The sequence below is a fragment of the Flavonifractor sp. An92 genome, assembly GCF_002159175.1.
Classification (GTDB): Bacteria; Bacillota; Clostridia; order Oscillospirales; family Oscillospiraceae; genus Pseudoflavonifractor_A.
Genome location: NZ_NFGZ01000047.1, coordinates 1 through 10,466 on the forward strand (window position 1 = coordinate 1; position 10,466 = coordinate 10,466).

Sequence of the window (10,466 nt, forward strand, 5' to 3'; positions counted from 1 at the left end):
GGGCGGCCCCATAAAAGGCCGCCCTTTTGGAGGGGAGTGGAGAGGGGAACGAGAAGTTCCCCTCTCCTTCTTTTCTTTCCCCGATTTCTTTTCGAGAAAAGAAATCGGGTCCCCGCCGGACAGGCGGCCCGTCCGGCGAGGACAAATATTCCGGGCTCCCCGGAAAGAAATAGAGCCGTTGCAGAAGGATTCTTCCACAACGGCTTTTTTCTGTTCAATCAGTCGTCCTTGTGGGTCAGGCGGTGCTTGGTGCCGTCGGGTTCCACGATATAGGTGTTCTCCAGCTGGCCCACCAGGTTGGCCCGGACCGAGGCGATGTAGGCCTTGCGGAGGATGTCCCGCTCCTCCGTCTCCGCGGGGGTGAGGCCCTCGGGGGTCTTGGCCTTGCGGGCCAGCTCGTTGATGCGGGCGATCTGCTCTTGGGTGATCATATCGTTGCTCCTTCCAGATAATTTAGAGGTAGCGCTCCAGCTCTACCATGACGCGGCCTTTTTTCGACAGGCCTCCCAGGGACTTCACCACGGCCTTGCCCAGTCCCCGGCAGGAGAGGGTGTCTCCCTCCTCCACCAGCTTGTCGGACTTGGTACACTCCCGGTGGTTGAGCTGCACCCGGCCGGCGGAGATGAAGTCGGCAGCTTTTCCACGGGAGGTGGAAAAGGCGGCGGCCACGATGGCGTCCAGCCGGGGGGTGGCCACGGTGTCCCGGATGTGCTTGACCTGCACCACCGGCGGTTCCAGATCGGCCAGGGGGATGGCGGAAACCTTCAGCCGCACCCGCCCGGCGCTGTCCAGGTTCTGGAGGAGATAGTCCGAGAGCTCCCGCAGTACGATGAGGTCGCACTTGCCCTCCCCCACCAACAGGTCTCCCACCTTCTCCCGGGTGATGCCCTGGCCCAGAATGGAGCCCAGAAAATCCCGATGGGTCAGGTTCTCCTCCGCCCGGAAGGTGCACCGCAGGGCGGCCACGGGGCCCTCGTCCGCCAGGGCCAGCGCGGAAAAATCCTCCGGCTCCTGCCAGTCGGGGAGAAAAACGCACACCGTGCGCTCCGCCCCCTCGTACCCGCCGAAAAAGAGGTGGGCAGGGTGGCCGCTCATCGCGATGAGGTTTTCCACACTCACCCGCTCCGCGGGGGACAAAAAGCCGGTGCAGGCGGGGATGTTCTTCCGCCGGGCGGTCTCCAGCTTGTCCAGGGCCCGGGCCAGGAGGAGCCGCTCCTCCCCGTCCCGGGCCAGCTTGTCCAGCACTTCGGTCTTGGTCATGCTTCCTCCCGCAGGTCCAGCTCCACCGGGCAGTGGTCGCTGCCCATCACGTCGGCGAGAATTTTACTGTCGGCGATGCGGTCTTTCAGCCGCTGGGAGCAAATAAAATAGTCGATGCGCCACCCCGCGTTGTTCTCCCGGGCGTGGTACATATAGGACCACCAGGAGTAGGCCCCGGTGACGTCGGGGTAGAGAGAGCGGAAGGAGTCCACGAACCCGGCGTCCAGCAGCTCCGTCATCTTCCCCCGCTCCTCGTCGGTGAAGCCGGCGTTGCCCCGGTTGGTCTTGAAGTTTTTCAGGTCGATCTCCTGATGGGCCACGTTCAGGTCGCCGCAGAGGATGACCGGCTTTTTGCCGTCCAGCTCCTTCAGATAGGCCCGGAAAGCGTCCTCCCATACCATGCGGTAGTCCAGCCGGGTCAGGCCCCGCTGGGCGTTGGGGGTGTAGCAGCACACCAGGTAAAAGTCCTCATACTCGGCGGTGATGACCCGTCCCTCGGTGTCGTGTTCGGGGATGCCGATGCCGTAGGTGACGGCCAGGGGCTCCATTTTGGTAAAGAGGGCGGTGCCAGAATAGCCCTTCTTCTCGGCGCTGTTCCAGTACTGGTGGTAGCCGGGCAGCTCCAGCTCGATCTGGTGGGGCTGGAGCTTGGTCTCCTGCAGGCACAGGACATCGGGGGCTTCCCGCTGGAAAAAGTCCAGAAAGCCCTTGTTGAGACAGGCCCGCAGGCCGTTGACGTTCCAGGAAATGAGTTTCAAAGGTTACTCCTCTCTGCCCTTCATGGCGCGGCTGAGCGCGGGCAGGAATTTCAGAATCAGGGGGAGGTAGGTGGTCACGAAGAGGATAGAGGCCCCCAGCGCCGCCCATTTGCGGCCTTTTTTGGGGACCGCCAGGCCCAGCAGCATGCCCATGGAGCACAGGCAGAACTTCACCAGGGCCATGTCCTTCCAGTTCATCTCGGCGATGCAGGCATCCGCGGCGGAAAACAGCTTTTTCATACGATTCCCTCCAGTTCCAACAGACTTCGTTTCAGTTCCAGGCCCCCGGCGTAGCCGGTGAGGGCCCCGTTTGCTCCGATGACACGATGGCAGGGGATGAAAATGGGCAGGGGGTTGCGGTGGTTGGCCTGCCCCACGGCCCGGACGGCCCTGGGGTTGCCGATGCGCGCGGCCAGCTCCCCGTAGGTGCAGGTGGTCCCGTAGGGGATGCGCCGCAGCTCCTCCCACACGGCGCACTGAAAGGGGGTGCCCCGGGGATCGAGGGGAAGCTCGAAGGTTTTAAGCTCCCCCCGTAGGTAGGCGAGGAGCTGTTCCCGCACCTCCCGGAGGAGCGGGGTCTCGTGGGGCATCAAACGGGGCGTCCCCTCTCCGGGCAGATACAGCCGGATGAGGGCCCCATCCTCCTCCGCCAGGGCCATTTGCCCCAGGGGAGTGTCGACGAAAAGCAGCTCCATCAGTAGCGCCGGACCACGGCCACCACCTTGCCCAGCAGCTGGGCATAGGTGCCGTCGATGGGCTCATACTCCGGGTTCTCCGGCATGAGCCAGGTCTTGCCGTCCTTGCGGCGGAGGGTTTTCACGGTGGCCTCGTCCTCAAAGAGTGCCACCACGATCTCGCCGTTGTGGCACTCGGTCTGGCTGTGGACCACCACCAGGTCGCCGGGCAGGATGCCGGCATTGAGCATGGACTCCCCCCGCACCCGCAGGGCGAAGTACTCCTCCGGATGGGCTCCGGCGTCAAAGGTGAGGTAGTCCTCAATGTGCTGCTCGGCCAGAATGGGCGCTCCGGCGGCCACGTTGCCCACGATGGGCACCTGGTTCTGGGGCGGCTCCGGCGCGGCGCGGTCCACCACGGTGATGGCCCGGGTCTTGCCCTCGGCCTTGGTGATCATGCCGGCCTCCTCCAGGCCTTTCAGGTGAAAATGGACGGTGGAGGGGCTTTTCAGCCCCACCGCGGCGCCGATCTCCCGCACCGAGGGGGGATACCCGTGTTCGGCGGTGAACTGCTGGATATAATCAAAGATCTTCTGCTGTTTGGCAGTGAGTTTGTTCATGGCGTGCCTCCTTCCCGGCGGGCTGCGCGGGTGGTTCCGATACAAAATCAGTGTATCACAGGTTCCAAATAAAGTCAAACATACGTTCCTTATTTTGTGGAGAGAGACAGTCTTTGTGAACAAATTTTGAAGGGTGGCCCGGCGGCCTTGACAAGAAAAAAGCCGGTGCTAAAATACTTAACATGTTAACGAAAGGAGAAAGGAGGGGCGCACATGCCCCAGGAACATCAGGAGATGCTGGTGCAGCACCTCCGGCAGGCCTACCGCAGCGCGGTGCAGGCCGAGCTGGACGCCGCGGGGCTCCATGAGGTGGGCCATCCCCTGCTGCTGTGCATCCTGCGGGGCGCGGCCCAGGACCAGGGCCTCACCCAGCGGGAGCTGGCCCAGCGGCTGGAGGTCTCCCCGGCGGCGGTGACCACGTCGCTGAAATCGCTGGAAAAACGGGGGTACATCCACCGGGAGCCGGAGCCGGGGGACGCCCGGCGCAACCGGGTGCGCCTGACCGACGAGGGCCGGCAGGCGGTGGAAACCTGCGCGGCCTGCTTCCAGCGGGTGAACGACCGGCTGGTCCGCGGGCTCTCGGAGGAGGAGAAGGAGCAGATCCGCTGTCTCTTCCGCAAGATGCTGGACAATCTCCGCAATCCCTAGTACAGAAAGGCAGGTTCATTTCGTTGCTTCAACTGTTTCTGACCCACCTCCAGGGCTACAAGCGGGACGCCATCAAGGCCCCCATCCTCATCGTCCTGGAGGTCCTCTGTGAGCTTTTGCTCCCGCTGGTCATGTCCGAGATCGTGGACGTGGCCATCCCCCGGGGAGATGTGACCTACATCTTCCAGCTGGGGGGCCTGATGCTGCTGCTGGCCCTCATCGCCATGGCCTGCGGCGTGTACGCCTCCAAGTACGCCGCCCGGGCCAGCCAGGGCTTTGGCGGGAACCTGCGCCAGTGTCTCTTTGACAAGGTACAGGAGTTCTCCTTTGCCGACATCGACCGCTTCTCCTCCGCCTCCCTCATCACCCGCATGACCAACGACGTCAACGCCATGACCATGATGCTGGCCATGGGCCTCAGAATGCTGGTGCGCGCGCCGGTGATGCTCATTGCCGCCCTGGTCATCAGCATCACCCTCAACGCCCCGCTGGCCCTGGTGCTGGTGGTGGTGATCCCCCTCATGTGCATCGTGATCGCCCTTCTCATGAAGGTGTGCATCAAGCTCTTTGAGACCATGCAGAAGCGCATCGACCACCTGAACAACACCCTCCAGGAGAACCTGGTGGCCATCCGGGTGGTGAAGGCCTTCGTGCGGGAGGGCCACGAGCGGGAGAAGTTCCGCCGCTCCAACGACGAGCTCACCGACGCCGCCCTGGCCGTGGGCCTGCGGGTCATCGCCATTCTGCCGGTGATGATGCTGGCCCTCAACGGCGCCACCGTGGCGGTGCTCTACTTCGGCGGGCGGATGGTCATGGGAGGCACCTTTGATCTGGGCAGCCTCCAGGCCTTCATCAACTATATCGTCCAGATCCTCATGAGCGTCATGATGGTGGCCATGTCCCTTTTACAACTCTCCCGGTCCCAGGCCTGCGCCCACCGCATCAACGAGGTCCTGAACACCGAGCCCTCGGTGGAGGATCAGCCCGGCGCGGCGGAACGGACCCTGCCCGCGCCCCGGGGCGAGGTGGAGTTCCGGGACGTGTCCTTCAAGTATGTGGCCACCGGCACCGGCGACGACGTGCTCTCCCACATCAGCTTCGACGTGAAGCCCGGCCAGTTCGTGGCCATCGTGGGCGGCACCGGCACCGGCAAATCCACTCTCGTCAACCTGATTCCCCGCTTCTACGACGTGACCGGCGGCGCGGTGCTGCTGGACGGGGTGGACGTGCGGGACTACCCCCTGAAGGAGCTGCGCAGCCGCATCGGCATGGTGCTCCAGAACAACGTCCTCTTCACCGGCACAGTGCGGGAAAACCTCCTCTGGGGCGACCCCAACGCCACCGAGGAGGAGATGATCCAGGCCGCCAAGGACGCCCAGGCCTACGACTTCATCATGGGCCTCCCCGACGGCTTCGACACCAACCTGTCCCAGGGCGGCGTGAACGTCTCCGGCGGCCAGAAGCAGCGCCTGTGCATCGCCCGGGCCATGCTGCGCAAGCCCGCCGTTCTCATCCTGGACGACTCCACCTCCGCCGTGGACAGCGCCACCGAGGCCGCCATCCGGGAGTCCTTCCAGAAGAACCTGAAGGACACCACCGTCATCATCATCGCCCAGCGCATCTCCTCGGTGCAGTACGCGGACGAGATCCTCATTCTGGACGACGACCACATCGCCGCCCGGGGCACCCATGAGGAGCTGCTGCGCACCAGCACCATCTATCAGGAGATCTATCAGTCTCAGCAGGAAGGGGTGGGAGAATAATGCCCGGACCCAATCGCGCCCCCCGCGGGGGCTACCAGAAGCCCAAGAACCTGGGCAAGACCATGGCCCGCCTGGTGGGCTACCTCACCCGCAGCAAGCTGCCGCTGCTGGCGGTGCTGGGGTGTCTCCTCGTGTCGGTGGGGGCCAACATCGGCGGCTCCTACATGATGCGAGGCATCATCAACGACTTCATTTACAGCGGCTGCACCGACTTTGCCGGTCTGGGCCGGGCCATCCTGGTGCTGGTGGGGATCTACCTGCTGGGGTGTCTGGCCACCTACGGCCAGTCGGCCACCATGGTGCGCCTGGCCCAGCGGGGCGTCAACCGCTTGCGCAAGGACCTCTTCGACAAGCTCCAGAATCTGCCCCTCTCCTACTTCGACCAGCACCCCCACGGAGAGCTGATGAGCCGCTTCACCAACGACGCGGACAACGTGCAGCTGGCTCTGGAGCAGAGCGTGGTGTCCCTGTGCTCCAGCGTGCTCATGTTCATCGGTCTGGTGGCCATGATGCTCTTCATCAACTGGAAGCTCTTTCTGGTCACCGCCGTGCTCCTGGTCATTACCATGAACCTCTTCCGCAAGCTGGGCGGCCGCAGCCGCCGTTTCTACCAGCGCCAGCAGGCCACCCTGGGCGACGTCAACGGCGACATCCAGGAGGTCATCGAGGGCCTGAAAGTGGTCAAGGCCTTCACCCACGAGGAGCAGGCCAAGGAGCAGTTCCGCAAGCTCAATGAGGCCTACCGGGACGCGGCCCAGAAGGCCAACTTCTACTCCACCATGATCATGCCGGTCTCCGGCAACCTTATGAACATCAGCTACGCCCTCACCGCCGCCTTCGGCGGACTGCTGTCGGTCATCCAGGGCTTTGACCTGGGCGGCCTGGTGGTGTACCTCAACTACTCCAAGCAGGTGGGCCAGCCCCTCAACCAGATCTCCCAGCAGATGACCACCCTCCTCTCTGCCCTGGCGGGCGCAGAGCGCATCTTTGAGGTCATGGACACCGCCCCCGAGGTGGATGAGGGCACCGTCACCCTGGTGGGGGCGGAGAAGGATGAAAACGGCGTCCTCTCCCCCTACACCGGCACCGGACGGCCCCACACCTGGGCGTGGAAGGTGCCCCGCAGCGCTGGCATGGAGCTGGTGCGGGTGACCCTGACGGAGGACGGCGGGGCCGTGGAAGCGCCCGAGGGCGACCACTGGGCCTGGAAGTACCCGGATGCGGACGGCAAGCCCGCCCTCCATCCGGTCCGCGGCGCGGTGCGCAGCGTCCCCGGCGAGGACTACGCCCTCACCGAGCTCAAGGGCGCGGTGCGCTTCCGCCATGTGGACTTCTCTTACGTCCCCGGAAAGCGTATCCTAAAGGACGTGTCGGTCTACGCCAACCCCGGCCAGAAGATCGCCTTCGTGGGCTCCACCGGCGCAGGCAAAACCACCATCACCAACCTTGTCAACCGGTTCTACGAGATCGAGGGCGGCCTCATCACCTACGACGGGATCGATGTAAAAGCCATCCGCAAGGACGACCTGCGCCGCAGTTTGGGTGCGGTGCTCCAAGACACCCACCTCTTTACCGGCACCATCATGGATAACATCCGCTACGGTCGTCTGGACGCCACCGACGAGGAGTGCATCGCCGCCGCCAAGAGCGCCAACGCCCACTCCTTCATCCGCCGCCTGCCCGACGGGTACAACACCATGGTCACCGGCGACGGCGCCAACCTCTCCCAGGGCCAGCGGCAGCTGCTGGCCATTGCCCGGGCCGCCGTGGCCGATCCCCCGGTGATGATCCTGGATGAGGCCACCTCCTCCATCGACACCCGCACCGAGCGGCACATCGAGCTGGGCATGGACGCCCTCATGGAGGGCCGCACCGTGTTCGTCATCGCCCACCGGCTCTCCACCGTGCGTAACTCCAACTGTATCGTGGTCATCGAGCACGGCGAGATCCAGGAGAAGGGCGACCACCAGCAGCTTCTGGACCAGAAGGGGCGGTATTACCGGCTCTATACCGGACAGTTCCAACTGTCGTAAAGGGGTTTGCCCTCGCCGGGCGGGCCGCCTGCTCTGCGGGAGCACCGCTTTCTTTGCAAAGAAAGCGGTGGGAAAGAAAGCCCAGAGGGGGGATACCCCCCTCTGGACTCCCCCAAAGCGCTCCCCGGCTTTCATTCGGCTGCGGCGGTATTTCCAAAGTGCGGCGTGGCCAATTCCGGGCTTTCTGCCTATCCGGAAAGCGTTGTACCCTGCCAATATGGGCGGCCCCCTAAAAGGCCGCCCGCTGGAGGGGAGTGGAGAGGGGAACGAGAAGTTCCCCTCTCCTTCTTTTCTTTCCCCGGTTTCTTTTCGAGAAAAGAAATCGGGCGCTGTCCGCGCAGGACGCCTGTGCGGCGAGCACAGTTCCCCCGGCATTCCAAATGCTGAACATGAAAAAACGCGTTCCTCCAGATGGAGGAACGCGTTTTTCTTTCACTTATCCTGCCTGTTCCGCAAAACTGGCGTCCGCGAAGCAGGCCCGCTTCAGCCCCAGGATGGGGGCTGCGCCGGAGAGGGTGGTGCCGAAGAACACCACCTCTTTGGGCAGATCCAGGAAGTCCACGATGGTGCCGTTACAGAGGGTACTGCCGGTACACAGCACCAGGTCGGCCCAGTCGACCACCTCGTCCCGGTCGGTGCCGCCGTCCCGGATGGGACAGCCGTCCTTCACCTTGCCGATGTTGTCCGGGTTGAGGTCCAGCACCTGCACCTCAAAGCGCTGAGACAGAGCGGCGATGAGAGCGGGCTGGAAGCCCACCAGGGCGATTTTGGGCGCTCCGTAGGTCTCCCCCACCCAGTCCGCCATGTGGCGGGCGCAGAACTCCGGGCCGCCGTCCTTGCAGTGGACGGTGTTGTCCGCTTTTCCGAGGTACTTCATCACCGCGTTGAGGGCGGCGATGAAGAGGCCCCGGGCGTGGGGGTCGCCGTCCAGGTCCCCCTCCAGCAGCTGACTCAGGGGCCCGGAGAACTGGGCGGGGGCGTCGGTGAAGGCCTGCCCCTTGGCGCCCCGGAAGGTGGCCATGAGCATGACTTCTTTTCCGGTGAGGATGGGGAAATCCTTTCGCTGGGTGTTGCCGATGGCCTCCTGGGGGGTGAGGCCCCGGGCGGCGATGGCGATGTCGTCGGCGCTGAGCCCCTCCTGTTCCAGAATGGACCGGAAGGACTGCCGCAGCGTCTCGTAGAGGTCGTGAGCGGTCATGGGAACTCGGCTCCTTTCCCACCGGCCAGACGGCCCACCCCCTGGGCGGCCAGGGAGAGGAAGAGCAGCAGCACGGCAGTGGCCAGGGCCATGCCGTTGTCGCCGGTGGAGATGTTGAGATAGATGCTGGCGGGGAGGGTCTCGGTCTTCATCCGGGTGACCCCCACCAGCATGAGGGTGGCCCCGAACTCCCCCAGCCCCCGGCTCCAGGCCAGCAGGAAGGCAGACACCAGGGCGGGGCGGCACAGGGGGAGGGTGATGTAGCGGAAAGCCTGGAAGCGGGTGGCCCCCTGGGTCTGGGCAGTGAGGGCCAGCTCCGGGTCCAGGCGCTCAAAGGCGTCGGACACCAGATGGACCACAAAGGGGAGGTTGACCAGCAGATGCGCGGCCACGATACCCTTGGGGTCAAAGACGATGCGCAGCCCCGCCTCCTTCAGGGCCTTCCCGAAGGGGGAGGAAAAGACCGTGAGGAGGGCCAGGCCCAGCACTAGATAGGGCAGAGACATGGGAAGCTCCACCAGGGTCCGCAGAAAGCGCCGCCCGGGGAGGGGGGCGGAGGTGATGCAGTAGGCGCTGGGGATGGCCATGGCCATGCACAGCAGACTGGAGACGGTGGTGGTGATAAGGCTCAGGCGCAGGGCGAAGCGGGTCTCCGCCGAGGCCAGGGCCCGCCCCAGGTGGGGGATGCCCCCCGCCAGGATGGCCCACAGATTCCAGGCCACGAACAGGGCGCAGAGGAGCAGCACGGCGGCAAAGGCGTACTCAAAGGGTTGAAGCCGCCGCCTCCGGCGGTGTTTTTCCTTAGCCCTCCGCCAGCTCATAGCCGAAGCTGGTCCAGATCTCGTGGGCGGCGTCGCTGTTCAAAAAGTCCATCAGGCCGTCGGCGGCCTCGGCGTCGTCGGAGCAGGTGAGCCGTGCGGCGGGGATGGTCTTGACATAGGCCTCCATCTCGGCGCAGTCCACAATGTCGGCCTCGTCGGTGTTCACGTTCTCCTTCCACACGATGATGGCGTCGGCCTCGTCGGCGGTGAGGGCAGTGGTCATGGCCGGGGCGGTGGCGGTGTTGGAGACGATGTCCACCGTGTCGGCGATGCCGTAGTCGGTGAAGAGCTGCTGGGCGATCTTACCGATGGGAGTGGCCTCCGGGTCGCCGATGACCAGGCGCACGCCGTCACCGGCCAGGTCGGCGGGGCCGGTGATGTTCAGCGGATTCCCCTTCTGCACGGCGATGACCGGGATATGGCGCACCAGGGGGGTGGAGCTCTCCACCAGATCGGCCACCGGCTTCACCTCCTGCTCGGAGCCGGCGATAAAGAAGTCGCCCTCCTGAGCGGTGTTGATCTGGGTCTGGATCTGGGCGGCATTGGCGTAGGTGACCTCCATCTTGCAGCCGGTCTCGGCCTCAAAGGCCTGGGCGATCTCCTCAAAGGGGTCCTTCATGCCCGCGCCGCAGAACACCATCAGGGAGTGGCCCTCCAGGGGGAGGCTGGCCTCCTGAGAGGGGCTGGGGGT

13 protein-coding genes are annotated in these 10,466 nt (G+C 64.6%); 3 read left to right on the forward strand and 10 right to left on the reverse strand.

The features are described from left to right. The 7 genes from B5G43_RS17580 to lexA all read right to left on the reverse strand — a co-directional run. Window positions 1-198: hypothetical protein (locus B5G43_RS17580; RefSeq protein WP_206405035.1), on the reverse strand; the 198-nt coding region annotated here is incomplete at its 3' end. 20 nt (window positions 199-218) lie between these two features. Next, a complete protein-coding gene (locus B5G43_RS16495; RefSeq protein ID WP_087263276.1) occupies window positions 219-428 on the reverse strand; it encodes a DUF896 domain-containing protein in 210 nt (69 codons plus the stop codon). 25 nt (window positions 429-453) lie between these two features. Then, window positions 454-1,260: a YlmH/Sll1252 family protein gene (locus tag B5G43_RS16500; RefSeq protein ID WP_087263256.1), complete on the reverse strand. Its 807-nt coding sequence runs from the start codon at window positions 1,258-1,260 to the stop codon at window positions 454-456. Next, entirely contained in the window at window positions 1,257-2,018 is a 762-nt protein-coding gene (locus B5G43_RS16505) for an exodeoxyribonuclease III (RefSeq protein ID WP_087263259.1), read from the reverse strand. Before B5G43_RS16505 ends, B5G43_RS16500 begins: the two co-directional genes overlap by 4 nt. Before the next feature lie 3 nt (window positions 2,019-2,021). Beyond that, on the reverse strand, window positions 2,022-2,258 hold the full coding sequence (locus B5G43_RS16510; RefSeq protein ID WP_087263261.1) for a permease of phosphate ABC transporter: 237 nt from the start codon (window positions 2,256-2,258) through the stop codon (window positions 2,022-2,024). Further along, window positions 2,255-2,713: a methylated-DNA--[protein]-cysteine S-methyltransferase gene (locus tag B5G43_RS16515; protein ID WP_087263263.1), complete on the reverse strand. Its 459-nt coding sequence runs from the start codon at window positions 2,711-2,713 to the stop codon at window positions 2,255-2,257. The genes B5G43_RS16510 and B5G43_RS16515 overlap by 4 nt, the downstream gene beginning before the upstream one ends. Beyond that, window positions 2,713-3,312 (reverse strand): transcriptional repressor LexA, encoded by a 600-nt coding sequence (lexA, locus tag B5G43_RS16520; protein ID WP_087263265.1) that lies wholly within the window; start codon window positions 3,310-3,312, stop codon window positions 2,713-2,715. Before lexA ends, B5G43_RS16515 begins: the two co-directional genes overlap by 1 nt. Before the next feature lie 213 nt (window positions 3,313-3,525). Here lexA and B5G43_RS16525 point away from each other — a divergent pair, with 213 nt between their 5' ends. The 3 genes from B5G43_RS16525 to B5G43_RS16535 are packed head-to-tail and all read left to right on the forward strand — an operon-like array spanning window position 3,526 to window position 7,756. Beyond that, window positions 3,526-3,960: a MarR family transcriptional regulator gene (locus B5G43_RS16525; RefSeq protein WP_087263267.1), complete on the forward strand. Its 435-nt coding sequence runs from the start codon at window positions 3,526-3,528 to the stop codon at window positions 3,958-3,960. A gap of 23 nt (window positions 3,961-3,983) precedes the next feature. Continuing rightward, complete coding sequence (locus tag B5G43_RS16530) at window positions 3,984-5,723, forward strand: ABC transporter ATP-binding protein (protein WP_087263268.1); 1,740 nt, start codon at window positions 3,984-3,986, stop codon at window positions 5,721-5,723. Further along, window positions 5,723-7,756: an ABC transporter ATP-binding protein gene (locus B5G43_RS16535; RefSeq protein WP_087263270.1), complete on the forward strand. Its 2,034-nt coding sequence runs from the start codon at window positions 5,723-5,725 to the stop codon at window positions 7,754-7,756. Before B5G43_RS16530 ends, B5G43_RS16535 begins: the two co-directional genes overlap by 1 nt. Window positions 7,757-8,192: 436 nt before the next feature. On the opposite strand, the gene B5G43_RS16540 is transcribed toward B5G43_RS16535, so the two are convergent. The 3 genes from B5G43_RS16540 to modA all read right to left on the reverse strand — a co-directional run. Beyond that, a complete protein-coding gene (locus tag B5G43_RS16540; protein ID WP_087263272.1) occupies window positions 8,193-8,954 on the reverse strand; it encodes a DUF364 domain-containing protein in 762 nt (253 codons plus the stop codon). After that, complete coding sequence (locus B5G43_RS16545; protein ID WP_087263274.1) at window positions 8,951-9,775, reverse strand: ABC transporter permease; 825 nt, start codon at window positions 9,773-9,775, stop codon at window positions 8,951-8,953. Before B5G43_RS16545 ends, B5G43_RS16540 begins: the two co-directional genes overlap by 4 nt. After that, on the reverse strand, window positions 9,756-10,466 hold a 711-nt coding region (gene modA / locus B5G43_RS16550; RefSeq protein WP_087263275.1), incomplete at its 5' end, for a molybdate ABC transporter substrate-binding protein. The genes modA and B5G43_RS16545, both read right to left, overlap by 20 nt.